General features: G+C 42.2%; 25 protein-coding genes. 7 read left to right on the top strand and 18 right to left on the bottom strand.

Annotated elements, in window-relative coordinates; translation table 11 throughout:
• Positions 1-7: 7 nt before the first annotated feature.
• The 3 genes from MHI45_RS01380 to MHI45_RS01370 all read right to left on the bottom strand — a co-directional run bounded on the left by MHI45_RS01380 (position 8) and on the right by MHI45_RS01370 (position 2,248).
• Positions 8-1,012 (bottom strand): phosphotransferase enzyme family protein, encoded by a 1,005-nt coding sequence (locus MHI45_RS01380; protein WP_076110903.1) that lies wholly within the window; start codon positions 1,010-1,012, stop codon positions 8-10.
• A 268-nt stretch (positions 1,013-1,280) separates the two neighbouring features.
• Positions 1,281-1,745 carry a phage tail protein gene (locus tag MHI45_RS01375; RefSeq protein WP_076110904.1) on the bottom strand — a complete coding sequence of 155 codons (465 nt, stop codon included), beginning with the start codon at positions 1,743-1,745 and terminating at the stop codon, positions 1,281-1,283.
• A gap of 23 nt (positions 1,746-1,768) precedes the next feature.
• On the bottom strand, positions 1,769-2,248 hold the full coding sequence (locus MHI45_RS01370) for a GyrI-like domain-containing protein (RefSeq protein ID WP_076110905.1): 480 nt from the start codon (positions 2,246-2,248) through the stop codon (positions 1,769-1,771).
• Positions 2,249-2,358: 110 nt separating this feature from the next.
• Between MHI45_RS01370 and MHI45_RS01365 the strand changes: the two genes are divergently transcribed.
• The gene (locus MHI45_RS01365; RefSeq protein ID WP_076110906.1) at positions 2,359-3,321 is read left to right on the top strand and encodes a helix-turn-helix transcriptional regulator; all 963 of its coding nucleotides are present in this window, start codon (positions 2,359-2,361) and stop codon (positions 3,319-3,321) included.
• A gap of 62 nt (positions 3,322-3,383) precedes the next feature.
• Here MHI45_RS01365 and arsC read toward each other — a convergent pair whose 3' ends face one another.
• Complete coding sequence (gene arsC / locus MHI45_RS01360) at positions 3,384-3,803, bottom strand: arsenate reductase (thioredoxin) (RefSeq protein WP_076110907.1); 420 nt, start codon at positions 3,801-3,803, stop codon at positions 3,384-3,386.
• Positions 3,804-3,824: 21 nt separating this feature from the next.
• Positions 3,825-5,114, bottom strand: coding sequence for an arsenic transporter (locus MHI45_RS01355; RefSeq protein WP_076110908.1), 1,290 nt, complete (start codon positions 5,112-5,114; stop codon positions 3,825-3,827).
• A 264-nt stretch (positions 5,115-5,378) separates the two neighbouring features.
• Between MHI45_RS01355 and MHI45_RS01350 the strand changes: the two genes are divergently transcribed.
• The 3 genes from MHI45_RS01350 (at position 5,379) to MHI45_RS01340 (ending at position 6,971) form a co-directional block, all read left to right on the top strand.
• Positions 5,379-5,828 carry a MarR family winged helix-turn-helix transcriptional regulator gene (locus tag MHI45_RS01350; protein ID WP_076110909.1) on the top strand — a complete coding sequence of 150 codons (450 nt, stop codon included), beginning with the start codon at positions 5,379-5,381 and terminating at the stop codon, positions 5,826-5,828.
• 86 nt (positions 5,829-5,914) lie between these two features.
• Entirely contained in the window at positions 5,915-6,721 is an 807-nt protein-coding gene (locus tag MHI45_RS01345) for an arsenite methyltransferase (protein ID WP_076110910.1), read from the top strand.
• A gap of 22 nt (positions 6,722-6,743) precedes the next feature.
• Positions 6,744-6,971 (top strand): GNAT family N-acetyltransferase, encoded by a 228-nt coding sequence (locus MHI45_RS01340; RefSeq protein ID WP_076110911.1) that lies wholly within the window; start codon positions 6,744-6,746, stop codon positions 6,969-6,971.
• A 123-nt stretch (positions 6,972-7,094) separates the two neighbouring features.
• On the opposite strand, the gene MHI45_RS01335 is transcribed toward MHI45_RS01340, so the two are convergent.
• From MHI45_RS01335 to MHI45_RS01315, 5 genes are all read right to left on the bottom strand, one after another.
• Positions 7,095-7,526: an N-acetyltransferase gene (locus tag MHI45_RS01335; RefSeq protein WP_076110912.1), complete on the bottom strand. Its 432-nt coding sequence runs from the start codon at positions 7,524-7,526 to the stop codon at positions 7,095-7,097.
• A 98-nt stretch (positions 7,527-7,624) separates the two neighbouring features.
• Complete coding sequence (locus tag MHI45_RS01330) at positions 7,625-8,623, bottom strand: NADP-dependent oxidoreductase (protein ID WP_076110913.1); 999 nt, start codon at positions 8,621-8,623, stop codon at positions 7,625-7,627.
• A gap of 114 nt (positions 8,624-8,737) precedes the next feature.
• The gene (locus MHI45_RS01325; RefSeq protein ID WP_076110914.1) at positions 8,738-9,490 is read right to left on the bottom strand and encodes an SDR family NAD(P)-dependent oxidoreductase; all 753 of its coding nucleotides are present in this window, start codon (positions 9,488-9,490) and stop codon (positions 8,738-8,740) included.
• A 450-nt stretch (positions 9,491-9,940) separates the two neighbouring features.
• Positions 9,941-11,292 (bottom strand): IS3 family transposase gene (locus tag MHI45_RS01320; protein WP_144024538.1). Its coding sequence is split into 2 segments (ribosomal slippage): positions 9,941-10,905 and positions 10,905-11,292, totalling 1,353 coding nucleotides; the frame shifts between segments, so codons are not numbered across the junction.
• A 171-nt stretch (positions 11,293-11,463) separates the two neighbouring features.
• Entirely contained in the window at positions 11,464-12,042 is a 579-nt protein-coding gene (locus tag MHI45_RS01315; protein ID WP_144024475.1) for a hypothetical protein, read from the bottom strand.
• Positions 12,043-12,287: 245 nt separating this feature from the next.
• On the opposite strand from MHI45_RS01315, the gene MHI45_RS35065 reads away from it, so the two are divergent.
• Positions 12,288-12,818, top strand: coding sequence for an IS3 family transposase (locus tag MHI45_RS35065; RefSeq protein WP_076113914.1), 531 nt, complete (start codon positions 12,288-12,290; stop codon positions 12,816-12,818).
• 210 nt (positions 12,819-13,028) lie between these two features.
• On the opposite strand, the gene MHI45_RS01310 is transcribed toward MHI45_RS35065, so the two are convergent.
• Together MHI45_RS01310 and MHI45_RS01305 are read right to left on the bottom strand one after the other, a co-directional pair.
• Positions 13,029-13,616 carry a sugar O-acetyltransferase gene (locus MHI45_RS01310; protein WP_038592278.1) on the bottom strand — a complete coding sequence of 196 codons (588 nt, stop codon included), beginning with the start codon at positions 13,614-13,616 and terminating at the stop codon, positions 13,029-13,031.
• Positions 13,617-13,695: 79 nt separating this feature from the next.
• Positions 13,696-14,238 (bottom strand): TetR/AcrR family transcriptional regulator, encoded by a 543-nt coding sequence (locus tag MHI45_RS01305; RefSeq protein WP_076113915.1) that lies wholly within the window; start codon positions 14,236-14,238, stop codon positions 13,696-13,698.
• A gap of 159 nt (positions 14,239-14,397) precedes the next feature.
• Here MHI45_RS01305 and MHI45_RS01300 point away from each other — a divergent pair, with 159 nt between their 5' ends.
• Positions 14,398-15,504: a hypothetical protein gene (locus MHI45_RS01300; RefSeq protein ID WP_076113916.1), complete on the top strand. Its 1,107-nt coding sequence runs from the start codon at positions 14,398-14,400 to the stop codon at positions 15,502-15,504.
• A gap of 149 nt (positions 15,505-15,653) precedes the next feature.
• On the opposite strand, the gene MHI45_RS01295 is transcribed toward MHI45_RS01300, so the two are convergent.
• The 3 genes from MHI45_RS01295 to MHI45_RS01285 all read right to left on the bottom strand — a co-directional run bounded on the left by MHI45_RS01295 (position 15,654) and on the right by MHI45_RS01285 (position 17,166).
• Complete coding sequence (locus MHI45_RS01295) at positions 15,654-16,019, bottom strand: VOC family protein (protein ID WP_076113917.1); 366 nt, start codon at positions 16,017-16,019, stop codon at positions 15,654-15,656.
• Positions 16,020-16,092: 73 nt separating this feature from the next.
• Positions 16,093-16,614, bottom strand: coding sequence for an SMI1/KNR4 family protein (locus MHI45_RS01290; RefSeq protein WP_076113918.1), 522 nt, complete (start codon positions 16,612-16,614; stop codon positions 16,093-16,095).
• Positions 16,615-16,629: 15 nt separating this feature from the next.
• On the bottom strand, positions 16,630-17,166 hold the full coding sequence (locus tag MHI45_RS01285) for a DUF2262 domain-containing protein (protein ID WP_076113919.1): 537 nt from the start codon (positions 17,164-17,166) through the stop codon (positions 16,630-16,632).
• Between the two features lie 244 nt (positions 17,167-17,410).
• Between MHI45_RS01285 and MHI45_RS01280 the strand changes: the two genes are divergently transcribed.
• Positions 17,411-18,586, top strand: a complete 1,176-nt coding sequence (locus tag MHI45_RS01280; protein ID WP_076113920.1) for a serine hydrolase domain-containing protein — start codon at positions 17,411-17,413, stop codon at positions 18,584-18,586.
• Between the two features lie 39 nt (positions 18,587-18,625).
• Here MHI45_RS01280 and MHI45_RS01275 read toward each other — a convergent pair whose 3' ends face one another.
• From MHI45_RS01275 to MHI45_RS01265, 3 genes are all read right to left on the bottom strand, one after another.
• Entirely contained in the window at positions 18,626-19,144 is a 519-nt protein-coding gene (locus MHI45_RS01275; protein ID WP_076113921.1) for a GNAT family N-acetyltransferase, read from the bottom strand.
• A 23-nt stretch (positions 19,145-19,167) separates the two neighbouring features.
• Positions 19,168-19,620, bottom strand: coding sequence for a MarR family winged helix-turn-helix transcriptional regulator (locus tag MHI45_RS01270; RefSeq protein ID WP_076113922.1), 453 nt, complete (start codon positions 19,618-19,620; stop codon positions 19,168-19,170).
• A gap of 160 nt (positions 19,621-19,780) precedes the next feature.
• Entirely contained in the window at positions 19,781-21,376 is a 1,596-nt protein-coding gene (locus MHI45_RS01265) for a peptide ABC transporter substrate-binding protein (protein ID WP_179091861.1), read from the bottom strand.
• Positions 21,377-21,410 lie beyond the last annotated feature (34 nt).

Raw genomic sequence — 21,410 nt, 5'->3', positions numbered from 1 at the left:
AAAATGACTAAATATCTCGCTCCTCATACTGAAAAGGTTCTTCACACGAATAAATCTCATGGAAAAATCCGAAATACGGGATATCGTCTTCCATGCATTTTATACGATACGACAGTTCCTCATCACACTCCGGCTCTTCGCCGTTGTTTCGCATTACCTCGAACGCATCTATAATATTCTCCAAGAAGTTTGCTTGAATAAACAGGGGCAATGTATCCAACATCGAATTTTCGATCTTGGTCTCAGATCTGTATCCTGCGAGGACTGTTTCAAAATAATCCTTCATAAACTTTTTACGTTTACCGGCGTCTGGTTCAGATTGTATCCAGCCCATTCCGTTTCCCCAGATACTGGCCAAGTCAAACATATACCAACAGTAACAAGAATTATCAAAATCATATACGGTTATTTGCCCGGTATCAAAATCTATCGAATAATTCCCATCGTTGTAATCAAAATGGTTCAACCCAAAAGACTCTTTGTTCCTGTCTACCCCTTCTAAGGTATTAAGGAGCTCTACCAACTTCTCCTTAAGCGGAGATAAGGAATCCGGTATCAGTTTATCAATATATTCGGCATTGTATTTGTCAAAAAAACTATAACGGCGATGGATAGGAGTATACTCTTTCGATATTTGATGCAGTTTCCCCAGGACTTTACCGCAATTATAATAATATTCGGTAATTGGAGCGCCTTCCCGGTACTGATAATTATTTTCCACAAGCATTTTCCCCTTGGCCTTTTTAAACAGGCTGATAAAAAAGATATGATGATTGTGGGTGATCTCTTCCAGCAGATTCCCCTTCCTGGAGCTGACTACATCCGAGACACTTCCTCCATGCTCGAATAAATACCTGATATACTCAAGTTCTCCCAGAAAATCTTCCCGGCTCCTGTCCGGTAAGAAAGCGATTCTGAGTATTTTTGCGTCGGCGCCCTCTTTCTCACAGGTGTATACGACATTCCGCCCTCCGTCATGTGCCTTAACCAGACCGGTTTCATAGCCTTCCAACCCGTATAACTCTGATATTATTGGTAGTAAATATGCATCAACGCTTTTAACGACCTCGTTATAAGTGATAATATCTCTCCTTTAGCTATAACGTATTTATAATAACTTTTGTCCAAACCCCTTCAATATATGTACAGTTTACCAGTTCCTACCGATAACAGGATGGTGAAAAACAATTATAATTGAAATATCCTTCTTCCGTAGTAGCCCGATAAAACAACTTTTTTCAAAATACAAAACCCGCGCGGGGCGCGGGTTATTAATTACTTTAATATTCTCCTTTAATTACAAAAAACGAACCCCGAATTGTTCCAGCTAGTTTAGACTTCTGCCTGGCAAACTTGAATTTTGCTTCTAACTCCTTTGGGACCTCCATCCCCTCAGAAAGCTTAAAACCAACGGCCCGTTTCTTAGGGTCATCCACCGTATACATGACATTGACCGCAAGACCATCCTCATAAAAGACGTAGGCAAATTGGATGTTTTCCACTTGAAAACGCGATGTTTCTAAAGGTTTGGCCGCAAACTCAATATCACGTTCTTCTTTCAAAATCCGGTTCACATAAGCAAGGGTTTCCTGGCTTTCGCTGGTTGGGACAACCGTAAATTCATGCTTGTACTTGTTCATAAAATAACGGGCTTCATTCGCACGTAAACCGGCAAGTGTTTCTACTACAGGTGAAGATTCTAAACCAATCGTAGACACATTTTTAAAATCAACGATATAGGACATGCCTATGCCTCCTTCTATACTCTTTATTTCCTTATAACAGGAATCCACATTTCACCAAAAACTAATCCGTTGTGCTGCCCCATCTCAACCGTTGCATTTGGCCCGCCAACATAAGCAACATTTTTTGCTTCCGGCAAGGCTTGACCAAAGGCAAGGCCGGCAAGGTTATTATTCAGTTCATCAGCCGTCTTCGCTTCCCCTTTAACAACCAGGTATTCCCCCTTAGGAAATTGAATAACTCTGGCTTCTTCTGGTGCAGCTGCTTCGGTCATGACGCCAGCATAATGCATCATCTTGCTATTCACCGCTTCGTTCACGGCAAAAATGTAGTCATTTATGGCTATACCTCTTAAATAATCAAGCCTTCCATCTTGGGTGACGGCCTGCCAAAAATCAGACTTTTCCTTGTTTATGCCAGCATAGTCTGTGTAATCACTTGTAAGCTCCGTTCCTAAACCTATAACGGTAAAGCTTTCTTTTTCTTCTAAGGTATACTGTGCCATATTCAAAAACCTTCCTTCTTGTTAAATTAATCAAATGATTTGTCTTCTTCACTTGATAAGTATATGATAGCCTTAAATCATGTCAAAAAATGATACTGTTTAGGAGTCCGATGAAAAAAGTTGAACGGATTAATATCATCATGCGGTATATCAACAACCGTGCCCACTTTACAATTTCTGAAATCATGCGGGAATTTAACATATCCCGTTCGACAGCTATTAGAGACATCAGAGAAATTGAGGCCTTAGGGATGCCGCTTGTCGCTGAAGTTGGACGGGATGGGGGTTATTTTGTCATGCGAAACTCAGTACTTCCCGTCGTTCGCTTTACCAATAATGAGGTCAAAGCCCTTTTTATTGCCTTTATGGCCACTAGAAATCAACAACTTCCCTATCTAAAGAGTCGTCAGTCTTTATCTGAAAAATTACTGGGCCTCATCTCAGAAAACCAGCAAGAAGAGCTTTTTCTTCTAAATCAAAGCTTGCTTTTTGAAGGGACCAACCCCAACAATCCCGACCTGCTTGATCTTTCAGACCTCCCCCATCCCATGTTAGAAAAACTAATCCAAATCCTTCTTTCAGATAGCTATTTATTGATTACCATCAAAGAGGAGAAGGTAATAAAGTCTTATCCAATTTATCTCTTGCACCTTTATCGTGAAAAAAGCCTTTGGCTGATCGAAGGTTTTGACTTGAAAGAAGAAAAGAAGCAGATTTTTCCTGTCGACCATCTCACTAGTGTTATACCCTACCCGACGAAAAAAAGATTAAGTAAGAAAAAGATTTTAGAAAAGCTAAGTAAGCAGGAAGAAGTAATCAACCTGGTCTTTGAGCTTGGTCCAAAAGCGATTGCCCAGTTCAAAAAATACCATCCTTTAAAGCTTTCAATCTCCTATACGAATCCTTACCAGACCACAGCCGTTCTAAAGACTTTTATCAATGTTAACAAGCCCGAAGAATTGACCGAAATAACAAATTGGCTACTTTTCCTCGGTGGGGATATAAAGGTTAGGGAAATGCCGGAAGAAGTCTTACAAGGTTTGCAAGAGAGATTATATTTATTCTGCCCATAATTAGTATCCAGTTATCCCCTTTTCTGCACACCCGCGGCAGGCGCGGGTTTTTAAAGGAATGATTATTTACCAGTTTCAGCAAACTGTTTGATGCGCTCGCCCACTTGGTCACGTACCCGCTGAAAGACAGCCCATTTTTCTTCCTCTGTTCCTTGCGCTTTCGCTGGATCATCAAATCCCCAGTGCTCACGTTTCACTTTAGGAGGGGTAATTGGACATTTATCTGCGGCATCTCCACACAAAGTAATCACGAGATCGGAGTTGTTCAGCAGCTGTGGATCAATAATATCCGAGGTTTGACTTGAAATATCAATACCCACTTCGTTCATGGCTTGTACAGCCTTCGGATTTAAACCGTGAGCTTCAATGCCAGCACTGTATACATTCCACTCGTAACTCAGGTATTTTTTTGCCCAACCTTCGGCCATCTGGCTCCGGCAGGAATTTCCTGTACACAAAAAGTAAATGGTTTTCTTATCCATGATTGATAGTCTCCTTTAGTTTTAAAATAGGATCAATGTTATATATAAGCCCAGCAGTGTGATGAAAAGCGTGGGAATCGTCAGAATTATACCTGTTTTGAAATACGTTCCCCAGGATATCTTCACACCTTTGGTCGAAAGCACATGAAGCCACAGCAAGGTAGCCAGTGAACCAATCGGTGTAATCTTCGGTCCTAAGTCAGAACCGATGACATTCGCATAAATCAGGGCTTCCTTTATTAGTCCCGAGGTATGCGTAGCCTCAATGGCCAGGGCATCAATCATAACGGTAGGCATGTTATTCATTACTGAGGAGATGATTGCGGCAATAAAGCCCATCCCCATCGTAGCTGCAAACAACCCTTTTTCCGATACAGTCTGAATGGTATTAGCCAATACATCCGTAAGGCCCGCATTTCGCAGCCCATACACGACGACATACATGCCGATGGAAAAGAATACGATCGCCCAAGGTGCGCCCTTCACCACTTCCATTGTCGGTACAGCTGGACTTCTTCTTGCCATGATCAGGAAAAATATGGCGACGATCCCGGCCACCGCAGAAACAGGAATGTTCAGGAATTCACTAACAAAGTATCCCGCCAGCAGAACAGCAAGAACAACCCAGGACAGCTTGAACATCTGTTTGTCCTTAATGGCCTCTTCAGGACTTTTCAGCTGTGAGCTGTCAAAGTTCCTTGGAATGCTTTTACGGAAAAAGAGATAGAGCACGATAATGCTTGCCCCTAAGGAAAATAAGGTTGGCATTAACATCCGCCCGGCATACTCCATAAAGGTTAGTCCAAAAAAATCAGCCGATACGATATTCACCAAATTGCTAACAACCAGCGGCAATGATGTAGTATCGGCAATGAACCCGCTGGCAATGATGAACGGAAATACTTTTTTCTCGTCAAAATGGAGTGCACGGACCATCGCCAGCACAATTGGAGTTAAGATGAGCGCCGCACCATCATTGGCAAAAAATGCGGCTACTATTGCTCCAAGAATGGTGACATAGATGAACATCCGGGTTCCGTTCCCACGGGCGGCTCTTGCCATATGTAAGGCAGCCCATTCAAAAAAACCAATTTTATCGAGAATTAACGAGATCAGAATGATCGCCACAAATGCTAAGGTAGCATTCCAGACAATCAGAGTAACATCAAGAACATCGTTAAAGCTGACTACCCCGAAAAGCAAAGCGAGTATCGCCCCGCCGCAGGCAGACCATCCTATCGAGAGATTTTTAGGTTGCCAAATGACAAAAATCAATGTGACTATAAAGATAAGGCTTGCAAGAGCTACCAAGTCTTTACCCTCCAGTAGTGTCTATACCGCACGCATCTCAGCTCTCCCTTCAAACAAATTTGATCGGACCTCGAACATCATTATATAATTATAAGCTTATATAATCAATAACCTAAATGTCGTTCGCAGCAAACAACAGTTGGCACCTTTTTCATAGTAGAGAGGACTGTTTTGGAATCAGGAGTAAATTGTATACCCACGAATTCACATACACTTGCAATTTACAAGTAATTACGATATAACTAAAGTCAAGAGGTGATAACAATGGAAACCCCACGAGAATTATTCCAAATCATGACCCGGCGTTTAGGATTACTGAATAAAGATTGCTGCAGCGTAGGCGGATGTAATCTCTCCGCAGCCCAAAGCCATCTGCTGTATGAAATTGATCGGAGCCATAGTCCCTCCATGCAACAGGTTGCTGAAACACTCGGGACCGATATTACAACCTTTAGCAGACAAGTCCAATCTTTGGTGAAAATGAAACTGGTTACAAAAACAGCTGACAAGGCAGATCGAAGAGTCTATACCCTGGCGCTTACTCCCGAAGGGAAAATGGTGGCAACAACGATTGATCATCAAATGAACGCCTACCTGGATGAAGCTTTTTCGAATATGAGTGAGTTTGAAGTAGAAACTTTACTCCGTTCGATTAAGCTGTTCAACGAAGCTATGGGGAAATCCAGCAATTGCTGTGCACCGGTAAAAGGGTGATTTCTCTTGACTTATACTTGCATTTTGCAAGTTGATTCAACATATAACGTGTAAACTAATCCAAACCTTTAAAGGAGTGTTCAATCATGACCCAAATGACAAACGACCAGATCCGCCAGAATGTACGGGGCCGCTACCAAAAAATCGCCGTAAAAAAAGTCGAAGCTGCCTCTTCCTGCTGCACCCCAGCCGAAAGCTGCTGTGACTCCCCTTCTGATTTTGATGCCATATCCGCTAAAATGGGCTACTCCAGTGAAGAACTGGCTGCAGCCCCCGAAGGTGCCAATTTAGGCCTTGGATGCGGCAATCCTCAAGCTATTGCTGAACTGCAGGCTGGTGAACATGTTCTGGACCTCGGGAGCGGTGGCGGATTCGATTGTTTCCTGGCCTCCCGGCAGGTAGGCGACCAAGGCCAAGTAATCGGTGTGGATATGACACCTGAGATGATCAGCCGCGCAAGGGAGAACTCTATTAAAGGAAAATTTATGAACACTGAGTTTCGTTTGGGTGAGATTGAGCATCTTCCCGTCTCCGACAATTCGGTAAATGTGATTATCTCCAATTGCGTTATTAATCTTTCGCCAGATAAACAACAGGTGTTCCGTGAAGCCTACCGGGTCCTTCAGCCGGGCGGTCGTCTGGCCATCTCGGACATCGTAACTACGGCGGAGCTTCCACCTGAAATTAAAAATGATCTTGATGAACTCTACTCCGGTTGCATCTCCGGTGCTTCTTCCATTGCAGTTGTTGAAGGGATGCTTCGGGAAAGCGGCTTTACCGAGATCAGGATTGAGCCTAAAGACGAGTCCAGAACATTTATTAAAGACTGGGTTCCCGGTGCCAATGTTGATCAATACATTGTTTCAGCCGTTATCAAAGCAGTGAAATCTTAAACTGATTTGGAGGTTATGGGATATGCGGAACAGTACCGTTCGGAGGGCAACGTATGCAGATGTAGAGGATATTCTTCACATTTACAATCAAGGCATCGAAGATCGAATTGCTGCTCTTGAAGAAGAAACGAAAGATCGTCCCTTCATAAATAACTGGTTTGATGAACATCAAGGAAGTTTTGCGATTCTGGTCGCTGAAAATGATGGAAAGCCGACTGACGTGATGATTATGGAGAAGCTGCTTGTTTGACTTGATACGCCAAGAAGAATGAGTCCGATTTCTGGATGAATTCAATCCATGGTACTGGACATTGATCTATTCGCCAATGAGACCAAGTTCTTGTCCTGCGCAAAGGACAAGAACTTGTATCCTTTATGACTCCTCCCATTCCATTAGGTATTCCTCCTGATTGGTGTTTTCATCTAAAAGAGTTTCTTTAATAGTAAAGCCGTTCTTCTCATAGAAGCGTGTTGCTGAAGTATTTTCTTTATATACTTTTAATGTAATTTTTGATTTTTGAATTTTCATGAAATTAATTAGTTCTTTTCCATAACCATTTTTTTGATAAGATGTATCAATAAAAAGTGCCGCTAAATAGTCCTCAACCATAGAAACGAACCCAACAATTTCTGCTTGATTGTAAATTACATAGGTGTCCGACATTGGAATGTATTTATCTCTCATCTCCGTTTTTTGAGAAAGCCAATATTCTTGATCGATAAAATCATGTGCTTGAATTGAGCCTTTATACCAAATATCTGTTAAAGTATCAATATCACTTTGCTTATGTAACTCTATTTTCATATTTGTTTCCCCTTTTCGAATTCTTTGCTTCTGGCCGATGGATACAATTTGTTTTTAACTCAGTATACGTGAGCAACGTCGCTTAGTTTGCTTGTTGTTTAGAAGGTCACAATCACTTTGCCCTGGGAATGGCCCGTCGACACTTTAAGCAACGCCTTGTTAATGTCACCAAACGTATAAGTTGAATCTATAGAGGGCTTGATATTTTCTTTTTCAACAAGTTTGGTGATTTCTTGTAATTGACTTCCGTTGTCTTGCACAAATAAAAAACGATATTCATTTTGTTTCTTACGCGCTAAAGAATCTAAACGAGCACCCACTAGGCCAAACAATGCTTTTTTCCACAATGGAAAATGATTGTCAACCGCAAAGCGATAATTAGGTCCTGCTTTCAATGATACCAGTTTCCCTTGTGGTTTTAAAATGCCCAGTTCAGCTTTGATCTCTTTAGTACCCAAGGTGTCGATCACATAATCGATATCTGATAGTATGTTAGCATAATTCTCTGCCTTGTAATTTATAAATTGATCAGCCCCGATCGACAGTATACGTGATTTGCCTCTTTCACTGCCACTTGTAATAACATATAATCCCATTGATTTGGCAATGGGGATTGCCATAGCTCCAAATCCTCCGGTTCCTCCAGGAATGAATAGCTTTTTATTCGGCTGGGCATGGAGTACATCATGCAATGCTTGATAAGCAGTCAAGGCAGTAAGGGGTACTGCAGCAGCTTCAATAAAAGATAGATTTTCAGGCATGATGGATAAAGCATCTTCATTTACGGCTGCATATTCAGCAAAAGCACCGATTTTATTAAGCGGCAACCTCGTATAAACAGGGTCACCAACCTTAAAATTCAAAACATCATCACCGACGGCTTCAATCATTCCAGATAGTTCATTCCCTAAAGTTAATGGTAACTTATAGTCGGCAATCATGCGAACACTGCCATTCAGATTAAGGATGTCCAGTGGATTTACACCTACAGCTTTTACTTTGACAAGTACCTCATGACTATTGATCTGTGGTATGTTAACATCATTAATTTCCACTTGTATTACTTTTGAATATTTCTGTATTTGTGCTGCTCTCATATTCATCCTCTTCCTTTGCTAATTTGGGGATAGCGTCGAACAGCTTTAGACTAAAACCATGGCGCACAATCTTCAGTTGTACGCCATGGTTCACCTTTATTCGGTTCACTGAACTTAAAATTCTGAAATTATTGGATAGATTCGGCCCCTCAGATTGAAATCATAGTTCTGGTCTACAATCCCTACCCCTTCGTTGTTATCATAAAGATCCACCATGAAGCCCGCCATTTGTTTGGCAGTGTGGTACTTAGGCATGTTTGCTTTGTAATCAAATTTTTCAGCATCTAATGATTTCTTTACGAATTCTGTTTCCGTTATAGCTGGTGCTAAAACTTTTGCTGTTAGTTTTGCGCCTTTCATTTCTAGTTCTTTTGCAAGCCCTTCTGTGAAGGCACTAACGTAATATTTAGATGCAGAATAAGCAACACTCCCAACAGCAATGGTATATCCGAGTGCGGATGAGACGTTAATTAACTGAGCTCCTTCTACATCAGCATAATCTCGAACATATAGTGTAGAAAGGATCGTCAAGGATTCGATGTTAACACGTAACATAGTTTCAACTTTATCTAAATTCTGCTCTACTACAAAAGAAGCTTCACCGAGCCCCGCATTGTTAATCCAAGTCTCAATTTGGTATTCCTTTAGATTGCTATACAGTGTGTAGGCCTGATCTGTAACAGACAGGTCACTTGTATGAACAATAACATTTACAGTAGGATCAATATCCTGAATTGCTGATTTGAGTTCTTCTAATTTGTCCAATCTTCTAGCTACCAAAATTAAGTTTTTGCCACGTGCAGCAAACGCCAATGCCGTCTCATATCCAATCCCTGAACTTGCTCCTGTAATAACTGTATACTTCATAATATTTTCTCCTCCATAACATGCAGATTAGTGTAAATGAGTTTTAAGTACATATTAGAACGATCGTTCTTATTTAGGTAAAAAAAACAGTATGTCTAGACGGCCATATTCATTTTCAATGAAACGTGGCTTTTTATCTGTGTATTCCTCCCATGCCAATAATATAACATATCTAGAATGATCGGTAAAGAATGATTTTATGACCGTAATTAAGATTAGGTCTTTTTCGGAGTGAAATCCGACCTGTCCTCAGACACCTCTTTACTCGCCCAGACAAATATCTCATGCCCAGGGGATATCTTTTTTTAGAATCAGAAACTAAGGTTAAGAAGCTGAAATTAATTTCCTAAAAGATCGATAAATAGCCCTGCGTAGCTAATAAAAAAAAGACCCTTCATCCCTAAAAATGAACTGTGACCGTATTTGTGGAAAGTTTAAAAAAGAAGACCTTTAAGAAGCGGTTAATAGGTGACTCCTGAATTCATCGGGAGTCATTTTTTTTAATGCCCATTGATATCGCTCGGAGTTATAGTAGGCGATATAGTCATCCACCCTTGTTCGTAATTCCACGAGAGTCATACATGACTTGTACTCCAAATCATCCTTCATATGGCCAAAGAAGCTCTCGATGGCGGCGTTATCCCAGCAGTTTCCTTTCCGTGACATGGACTGTGTAAACCCAGCTTTGTGTACGAGAAGGCGGAATCTAGGATGAGTATAGTGCATTCCTTGATCCGAGTGTAACAGAGCTTCTGGATGAATATTGCCATCCAGTCGTTCAAGTAGTTTCTCCAGTGTTCGTTCTACAATTGGCATGGCCAATGACGAAGAGAGGTAGTGAGCTAGAATCTGTCTCGTAGCCCCGTCTTTCACCACGGATAAATAAGCACATTGTCCATCGCCATAATGCATATAGGTAATATCCGTCAGTAGCACTTTCTCGGGCTCTCTTTGGTCAAACTGACGCTTGAGTAAGTTGGGACACGTTTGGTGCTCTTGTGTGGCTTTTGCCATCTTCCGATAGGGATTGGCTTGCCGGATCGTAGCAATGAGCTTATATTTTCGCATTAATCTTCGAATTTTCTTATGATTCATGATGATACCGTTCTCCCGTTCCAGCCTCATCTTCACGACCAATGCTCCTGCTCTACCATTTAAAGCATCATAGTGTTTCTTGATGAGGAAAGCGTCACGCTCGTCCGCTTCCTCTCGCAACTGTCTGGCTTCCTCAACAGCTTGCCAACGGTAATATCCGCTTAAGCTCACACTGGCTAGCCTGCACAAATAACGCGTCACTCGCTGCAAACCGTGCTTACGTATCGTTTGGTTAATAATTTCAAAGCGCTCGGAGGGTGTCAATGTTCCCTCTGCATCTTCTGCTTTTCGAGCGCCTCTAGCTTTTTTAAAAAATCGTTCTCCATCTCCAAAAGCTTGATTCGTGCCTCTGCACGTTTGAACTTTTCCTCGATAGAAAGTTCTCCAGCTGGTCGTCTGCCCGGGGATCCCTTTCCTCGTTGTTCCTCTAGTAATCCAGCATCTCCCAGAGCATTGTACGTATTACGCCAACGGGTTAGGCAATGCTTAGGCTTCTTGCGACCGATAATATCTACGTCAAATCCCGCACTAAGGAAGATTTCCATTGGAGTTTGACCCTCCTTATAGGCCTTAACCGCAGCCAACTTAAACGTTGACGAATAGGTGATACTCTTTTCCGTCACGTTCTCTACATTTGGATTGTTCTCTAGTAGTTTAATCTCTTTTTCGTTGAATATTTTTGAGCTTCCTCTTGTTTTATTATTCATGAAGGCTTCCTCCGCTATTTCGCTATTTCGATTAAAACACAAATGACCCATAAGAGGGTCACTTTTTTCAAAGTTTCCATCTTACGGGTCACAGTTCAAAATGGGGTTACGGGTCTTTTTTTATACGTGTTCATAGAGAGTGATCCGAAAACAACAAGCTCTTCAGTTAGTTCAACGCGCTCTAATATGGTGATGGAAAATTTCAGAAACGCCCCACCCAACAAGACCACCAAGCACAAGAGCCCCTACCAATACCCATGCTCTAGAAGAAGGATTTGAATTATCGTAACCATTGATTTTTTCTATAATGCGTTTTCCTTCTTCAGAATTGAGTATTTTGGGAATAATCTCATTTAGAGTCGAAGCGTAAGACGATACTATTTCATTTTGTCCATCAGGTATAGACCGACCTTCCATTTCCTTTTCAATCATAGAAAAAATTTGATCTACTTCTTCTGGATATTGAGTAAATAAGTAATCAAGATACGGCCAAGTCAAAGAATAATTTCTAGGTATCCGCGGTTCATTCGGTGAAAAAGGTGGAGGTGTACCCCAGGGCGGAGTCCAAGGAACTAGAAGCGATCCCATTAATGGAATAGCGACTGGCCAGATATAATGGCTAGGTGGCTGAGCCGGCTGAGTTCCCCCACTTTTAGGTGAACACCACGGTGGAGTCCCCCACGGGCTTGATTTCGCCCAAGGTGGTGGACATGATAAACGCATACCTTCCGTGTTTGGCTGAATGTACATCGTTATTAACTCCTCCTTTTGTTTTATGAGCATCACTATTCTGTGTTATTAATTTTTTTTTATGTAGAAAAAAAATTCCAAAGAGGAATTGTTGGGCCTCGTTCGCTCTGTCAAAAATAAGTGCCGAAGCTACGCTTCGGTCAGTGTTATCTCTCCGCGGTTTTGTATGGTTACGTTACTGACAGATGGTTATCGAGGAGGCGAACTGTATCGTCTAGAGCAGCCAGTGGGCAAGCAATCCAGCTATGGGAGTGGCCTGGAACACGCTTCGGAACTTTGAAAAGGTCAAGGACGAGAACCGATTCTTGAAGCAGCAAATGGAACTACTATTAAAGAACAAGGTGTTGGAAAGGAGGAGGAACCAGTCATATGACCTGGATCGAGTCCATTCGAAAAGTAGTAAGTATTATGAGGCCTGTGTATGGCTCGGGGTTGCAAGAGCTTCCTATTACCATTGGAAGTCTGCTGCTGACAAAAGGCGTTCAGATCCGACAGCGGAAAAGACAAGGCAGCTTTGCATGCAGCATGAATTTTCGTATAGATACCGAAAATTTACCGCACTCCTTCGCGCAGAAGAGTTCATAAACCACAAACGGGTTCAGCGAATTATGCAGCGTGAGGGACCACAACCGCGTGAGGAGGAAGAAACGAAAGATCACGGGACAACCTGCCCATCCCGCAGAAAACGTACTCAAGTGTCATTCCAAGCGGAAGGACCTCTTCAAAAGCTGGTTACGGATATTTCCTATTTACCATTTGGAAGCAAAATATTGTAACTCTCAAGCATTCTGAATCATAAAAAGGAGAAATTGTCGCTTACAAAACAACGAAGGATGGAGGGATAACGTCAGGCTTCGCGGCAATTGTACAAGAACAGGGTTCCTTAGCCGCTTCCCTCCATCTCGGATAAAAAAAATCAACCCATTTAAATGAGTTGATCAATAACCATGTCTTCAAGATCGTCTGGAAAATCAATGGCTAATTATTTATCTTCTCCAAGGACGATCGGAAAATTTAATCGGTCTAATAACCTTGCACGGATTTCCTGCAGCAATGACATTAGGAGGGATATCTTTGGTCACTACGCTTCCAGCACCAACAATGCTGTTTTCGCCTATAGTTACACCTTGAGTAACTTTAACATCTCCCCCCAGCCATACCCGATCCCCTATAGTAATTGGTTTCGAATAGACTCCTTTATCCGCCCGTTCAAAGGGATCTTCCGCATGATTTGCTGCATATAACCCCACTCGTGGCCCAATAAAGACATCATTTCCGATTTTCACTTCGTTACAATCAAGAATAATCATGTCGTGATTAATATACACATCGTGCCCCATAGAGATATTGAATCCAAACTCACAACGGAAGTTAGATTCAATATATACATTCTCACCCACGTCTGAAAACAATTCTTTCAATATAGACATATCGTAGCCTTCATTTGTATTTACTTTTTGATTATATTCCCGGCACATGGTTAAAGCGAGTGACCTAACTGCTGCTACATCATCACCTGCGTCATCATACATCTCCCCAGAATTTATAATCTGTTTGATTTTTTCGATGTCCATAACCTACTCCCTTTCGAGTTGTTTTTTGTGAATTCTGCATCCGGTATCCCGATCTCACTATTTTTATGCTTCCCAACTGTCAAATATCCATCTTCATTAATACCTCATGAAGACACTTGGATATCAACTGACGCGGCTTGTTCATACCTTCACTGATCCACACCTCCAATACACCTACTACCCCAGCGACAAGGAAAATAGCCTCCGTCTGTTTGTATTCATCAAACGGGCGCCTGTCCTCCAGGATCAACTTTTTCACAAAAAACTGTTTGATCTTCTGAAATGTCGCTGCTTCTTGTTCCCTGCGTGCCAGCAGAATAAACAGCTCACGGTTAGACTCCATGTATTCCGTCAGCGTTTCCGTAAGCTTTATTAAATTCTCCATCGTATCGCAGGGAAGAGAAGCATCATATAGTTCTTCGAGTTCACGCAATAATTCATTTTCTAATTGATCCGATAAATCGCGGATATCCTTATAATGTAAGTAGAATGTGCCTCTCCCCAAATCAGCTTCCCTCGATATTTCTGCCACTGTAATCTGATTTAAGGGTTTATGTTCTAACAGCTGTAAAAAAGCTGCACGAATAGCCCGCTTCGTTTTGCTTGTCCTTCTATCCTTCATTCAATATCTCCTCAACAATTTTTTATAATATGTTCATATTTGAACACTTTCTGCGATATTGAAGATTGAAATGTTACAACTCCATCTTTACAATAAACACATGTTCAAATAAATACAAGTGTTTATTATTATTTAGCGAAAATAAATGAGGTGCATCAGATGACAACAGATGTTCAGGAAAACACATTAAGTAAGCATATTTTCAAGAAAAGTAATACATCTATTCTTATCGTTGGTGGATATGGCACGGTAGGAACAGTATTAAGCGAGTTGATTTCGATTCATTATCCCGAGGTACATATTATTATTGGGGGACGACGGCTTCATAAAGCACAGTCAGCAGCACGTCTTCTACCCAAAGCTGATGGAGTACGGATCGACATCCTTGATGCCGATCCGCTGGCAGGTATGACATATATGCCCGATGCCATGATCGTGTCAGTCAATGATCAGGAAGATCGATTGCTGCGAGCAGCCGTGAAACGTGGGATTCCACTCATTGATATCACCCGCTGGATCGAACGAATTGATGATGCCCACGCTGTGGTATCCGAAGAAAAAGGCCATTCTCCCGTTGTACTTGCATCTGGCTGGATGGCAAGTGCCGCAACGATTGCCGCTTCATCCATACTGATGGGTAAGGAACCGGCGGAGAACATCGATATCGATATTCTCCTTTCTTTAAAAGACAAAAGCGGCCTAGATTCTTTCACTCATTTCGTTGACGCTCATTTGCCTTTTGAAATATGGGAGCAAAGCAATGCACGCACCGTTCCCGGCTTCTCTGATCCCAAGACTGTCTCCTTCAGCAGAGAACAAGTCTTCCAGTGCCGACGTATAAGCAGTCCTGAGAGTATGACCTTGGTCAGTAACGGACTTGCCAAAGGGGTGTCCATACGTCTGGCCTTCGACAGCCGTTTCACAAACCGTGCATTCGCTGCATTGGTGAGATGTGGTATTTGGGCGCGCCTGTCCCTAAAGAGACGTACGTCCATACTTCATAGCAGCTTCAATACTTCAACCGCACCGCAGGAATTTATTCTGTCTATAAAAACTAATTCAAAGATACATAGAATCCGTGTTACGGACCCGCTAGGTCAAGCACATCTTACGGCAGCCAGTACATTGACTCAACTTGAGCGAATTTTCGAATTAAATGGAAGAACCTCACCTAAACCGGGAGTCAGCTTCCCAGAAGAAGCAACTGACACCGCTTTAGATATTGCCACTATGACACTAATGGGTGTTCAATTTACAGAAATTTAAGTGTCCGTTAAATGGCCCGGCACAAAAACCGGGTAGTTCCCAAGGAAGAGCTGTTCGCCAAGGTATGTGGCGACTCGTTCACTGGGGACTGAGCCCAATAATAGAAACAGCGCCAGTCTTGGACGAGAAAATAAAGTTTTAGACTGCCGCTACTTTAACGACTCATAATCGAACGATTCAGCGATTTCATGCACATTACCAAACGGATCAACGAAAGCAGCATATCGCCCTTGAGTAGGTTTATCATGCAAAAATCGAATACCCTTTTCCTTCATTTCCTTATAAGTTTGCTCAACGGACACGACCTCAAACACCAAAACTGTTCTAGCCTCGTTTGAATAATCTCCAATTTCTTTGGTCTTTTCACACTTAAAAGCTATAAGCTGACATCCGTCAAGGTCAAAAACAAGCTTATTTTCTTGCTCTAACAGTGTTTGCAAACCCAGTAATTCAGAATAAAACCATCTCGCCTTTGTCATGTCATTGACGAAAATCATTATATGTCCTAGTTTCATAAGGCTATGCTGCCCCTTCACTTTTTTGAGGATACCATTTTTTATGGTTCATGCAGAATATACCTCTATCTTTTCAAGCCTCTTCATTCAAGCATTGTTCAATAAAGTCAAACAAGCCTGCCGCCTCAACAGACCGGTTTCCCCAGTCATGATAAAAATAGAGCAATTGCCCAAAGGTCCCTTCTTCTGAAGGGTCTGTGTCTACACAGAGATGATCGCCACCCCCGTTGCTGGCAATAGGGATCCACCGTGGATTCCACAGGAACGGCTTGATCTGCGAGGCAATCTCCGGTTCCATGTCATCCGGCTCAAACTCTTCATTTAGAAATTCCCAATCCTCGATAATCTGTTCAAGCGGCGACAGCGTTAGATTTCGGACAAAACACTCCGAGCCTGCTTCCCAATCCTGACCATTATATATGCTGTAGAAGTCCCTCATCTCTTGGGGAAGTATAACCCCCAGCGTACTGGCAAGCCCATCAAGTTCTTCCCCGCTAGCGCCAGGCTGTAAATTCAAACTTGCTTCGTACCCCGGAGTATTCCGGCTGCCTTTTGCAATAATGCGCTGCCACAGTGTCTCTGCCTTCTCTGTCATATGCCCTCATCCTCCTTATAAACCTTGGCTTACAAAATTTTTATGTTCATCTATGTCCATATGTATCCGATGTCCGGCAAAATAATCCGGTTTGTTCCCAAGCTCAATTGACATCTTAAACGAACCGGCACCATCTACCTGCTCAAAAACAACACTCCATAGAAACAAGCTGTTTAAAAAAGCTTCATCCGAAATAGGGACGCACACAGTTTCCCCGTCCAGCTCAACATAGCCTTCATTGTCCGATAGCTCAACAAAATCCGGGTCATCCCAAATCCATTCCTCGGCCCGCTCTTTAGCCCACTCCATCGCCTTACCGAGTTCTCCCTTGTTCATCTGAAGCCAGGCAAGCTCCTCCTCCAGCAAAGGAACGGCACTTATAGCTGCATCTTTTGCCATTTCCTTCGTTCCGATTGCCGTGGGCAGGAATATTTCAACCTCAACATCGTCTCCCCAAATCTGTACAGGCTGGAAACAGCAGCAATATGTCTCCTTCGTCAATTCCGTTATTGAGCACGATTCAACGAGTATGCGGACCACTACATCTGACATTTGTTTTTCTCCTCCATAATTTACTCCTTCCAATATACCCCAAATAATGCCGTGGAGACACCATATCTTATACAAACTATTCGGTGGCATAAGAGTTATATTGTATTTGTTTTGCAGGTTAACCGGATTGCGTTCCGCCGTGGTACTATACAATCTGTCCGAAAGCGCTTAATATTTTCTATGACGAATGGTTAACATCTGCTTTAGATAAAGTGAAGTTATTCGAGAAGGAGACATAAGTGACATGCTGGAGTCAAACATAACCAACCAATTGAAAAAAACGCTGAAAGCAAGTATCGACAACAAGGAAATCGCAGGAGCGAACTTTATGCTGATCAATAACGGCAACGAAGTTTTTTACCATGAAGACGGCTTGGCTGACCTTGAGTCGGGACGTCCTATTACAAGGGATTCGATTTTTCGTTTATATTCGATGACGAAGCCGATTACCGCCACTTCCGTCATGATGCTGCTCGAGCGTGGGGATATCGATTTATTCGATCCTGTCAGCCGCTATATTCCGGGCTTCCAAAACCAACAGGTCGAGATAAACGGCGAACTGGTGCCTGTCAGCCGGGAAGTCAACATTCACGATTTGCTGAACATGACATCGGGATTGGTATACGGCGGAACGGACAAAGCCGGACAGCAAACAGATGCTTTGTTCCAAGAACTGGGCAGCCGTTTGTACAGTGAAAACGCGATGAGCACAATGGAATTTGCAAATTGCCTAGGTAAAGGCCCCCTTTCGTTCGAGCCGGGAACGTACTGGCAATACGGAACATCGGCAGACGTCCTTGGCGCGATTGTGGAAGCGGTTAGCGGCATGCGGTATGGGCAATTTTTGAAAAAGGAAATCTTTGAGCCGCTGGAAATGAAAGATACCGGTTTCTGGCTGCCTGAAGGAAAAAGAGAACGCCTTGTGAAAACCTATCAGGATGATGGTGAAGGCGGTTTGAAGCTGTATGCGGAAAGCCACCTGGGCATTGGCCATCAGATGGACCTTGATCCGGCATTTGAGTCGGGCGGAGCGGGACTTGTGTCTACGATTGACGATTCCGCCAAATTCACAACAATGCTAATGAATCAAGGCAGCTTAAAAGGTGTTCAACTATTGAAGCCTAGAACAGTTAAATATTTAACCTCTGCAGCTTTAACCGATTGGCAGCAAAAAGGCTTCGATACGTGGCATACATTGCGTGGACATAGCTACGGCAATCAGATGCGCATCATGACCGACAGCGGAAAAGCCGGATTCATCGGCAGCCAAGGTGAATACGGCTGGGACGGCTGGCTGGGGGCGTACTTCAGCAACAGTCCTCAAGAAGGTCTGACTATACTATTTATGATCCAAAAAAAAGATGCCGGCACGATGACAATTACGCGCAAGCTGCGTAATATCGTGTTCAGCACCTTGTAAGGGGCAAAATGAAGGGAATCGCACAGTTAGGAATAACTTTCAGGCGAGTGTTTTGGTCATTATAAAATCAATTTGTTCTTCATCACCCATGAAAAAAGAGTGAGCTCCCGTTTGAACAAAACCGATTTTCTTATAAAAATCAATGGCCTTCTCATTCTTTTCCCAAACTCCTAACCAGATCATCTTTTTGTTTTGTATCATGGCTACGTCCGTTGCTTTGTCTATTAGATACTTTCCAAGCCCTTTTCTTTGAAATTTGATTCTTATATAGATCCTCTCAATTTCGAGTGAATCATCACCTGTTTTTTCGGATTGGGAATCATTGATGTTTACCTTTAAATATCCGGCAAGTTCTTCATTAAAAGAGATGAAAAAGAATTCTGAATAAATATTGCTCAATTCCTTTTCCAACTGTTTATAGTTAAATGCTTTTTCTAAATAGGTTTTCATATTTTCAGGTGAATTCTGATATTTAAAAGTATCATTGAATGTTTCAACGCTAATTTGCTGTAGTATTTGTAAATCTTCACGGCTGCACTTCTTTATTATTACTGACATTCTAGGAGCTCCTTAATTTAAGTTTAATATATTCTTTTGTTGCCCTTTTTTACAAATTCCCAGTCTACTTCAATATTTTTTCTAACTCTTTGAAGAAGTTCAAAAATGGTTTCTGCTTCTCTTTCGGAAAATCCCGCTAACGCTACACTATTTGAATGGTCATTTTCTCTTTTTATAAAAGGCAGAACATTTTCCCCTTTTTCGGTTGGAAAGAGTCTATTTATCTTTTTGTTAATTTGATCGTCTCTCTTTTCAACAAAACCATGGATTTCAAGTTTTTTTATTGCCCGAGCTGCGGTTGTTCTGTCTACTTTAATCATTTCGGCTAATTTTTCTTGAATTATTCCTGGGTTTTCACAGATTCGGACAAGGTATAAATACTGCCCTTTGGTAAGTTCATATTCTTTAAATTCAATATTGCTTATAGAATCTAATGCTCTTGCAATCATTCCAATTTCACGTAGGATTTCTTTCATCAAAACAACTCCATAAATTTTTTTACTTGCCGATACGTTTAATAGTTTATAATAATATTGTTGCATTTGCAACATGTTGCTAAATGAGAGTGTAGTTCTTCATAAATACAGCCAGCAATCACCAACTCATTAAAAGTGGTGGATTTGCTGGCTGTTTGCTTTATTTTATATATCCCCTCGTGAAGGCAATGTTTCCATCATAGTCTAGGTATACATTATGAATATTGGGTTTTTGCAGAACATCTGCAACATAATAATACAGCGGAATGATAGCCATCTGGTCGATAAGCAGCTTTTCGGCTTTGGCATAAAGCTTGATGCGTTCTTTCGGATCAAAAGTATGTTTTGCTTGAGTTACATAGCTGTCATACAACGGATCACTCCAGCCTGAATCGTTGTTCTCATTCGTGGAAGACAGTGTCTCCATCATAGCCGCAGGATCATTATAGTCTGCTCCCCAGCCAGCTCTTACCACGGCAAAATTCCGGCTGACCTTGTTGCTGATCAGCTCTTCCCAGGACTGGACCTCGAGACTTGCTTTGATACCCAGATTGTTGTACCAGTCGTTAATGACGGATTCTGCGATAGTATAATGTCCAGGTCCTTCGTTAACGATGACCGAAAAGCTTGGAAACTCGTTAAGCCCTTCTTCGTTTAAGCCTTTCTGCAGCAATTCCCTGGCCAGCTTCACATTTTCTTTAAAATAAGACGTATCTGCAACTGCGGTACGAAAATTGAGATCAGTGCTACGGATAGCCGGAGGTATAAATCCGAATGCAGGTGATCCATACCGGAGAGCTTCCCGGTCGATTGCCATAGCTAAGGCTTTTCGTATATTCACGTTATTAAAGGGAGCTTGCTGCAGATTGAACTGATAATAATAAGTTGAGCCAAGAGGCATCTCTACGGTACGGATAGAAGATGCCTTAGCACGAGTAGAATTATCCAGCATATCGAATTCCGCAACAGCCCAGTCTACTTCATTATTTATGTAAGCAGCAGTAGTGTTAGCTGTTCCCGGCTTTGGCAGAAGAAATTGGACCTCTGAGAAATGAATATCAGCAGCTGCATGATATTTCGGGTTGCTAACGAGTGTCATTTTATTTTTTTCCCAGGACTGTAGTGTGAAGGGACCGTTCGTGATTATAGTATTTGCAGAGTAAGCCCATTTTTTGTTCGCCTTCACATTCCCCGCATTTACCGGCATATAAACATTCTCTGCCAGCGACTGAATGAAATAGGCTGTTTTTTCGTTCAGCGTCACCTGTAGAGTATTGCTGTTCAGAGCTTTCACTCCCACTTTTGAAGAGTCCTTTAGCCTGCCTTGATTGTAATCCTTCGCATTGGAAATTGTATACATATTGAATGCTGAGTTGCTGCCGGTTTCAGGCGCTAACGCCCTTTTCCATGCGTACTCAAAATCCGCGGCTGTAATCCGCTCCTTATTGCTCCACTTCGCGTCGGACCGTAGTGTAAACGTATAGGTTTTACCGTCAGATGAGATTTTCCATGCTTTAGCGATGCCCGGTACAGCCTGACCTGTTTTATCCAGCCGAACCAATCCTTCGAACAATCCATTGACGATTGTCGATGTAATGACGTCTGAGGATATGGCAGGGTCGAGTGATGCCGGGAATCTCTCGAGACCGATCCGGAGGACTTGCTTTGTTCCTGCTGGTGATGCGGCAGTCCACGAAGCCGTATTTAACCCTGTAAGTAAGCTGAAAATCAATAATACACCTATTAATCTTTTCAACCATGCCCCTCCTCTTATTGCCCAAATATTTACA

This window comes from Paenibacillus sp. FSL H3-0321, from assembly GCF_038002865.1.
Lineage (GTDB): Bacteria > Bacillota > Bacilli > Paenibacillales > Paenibacillaceae > Paenibacillus_AQ.
Note: the sequence above shows the minus strand (reverse complement) of the source record. Positions and strands in the feature narration are given on the sequence as shown.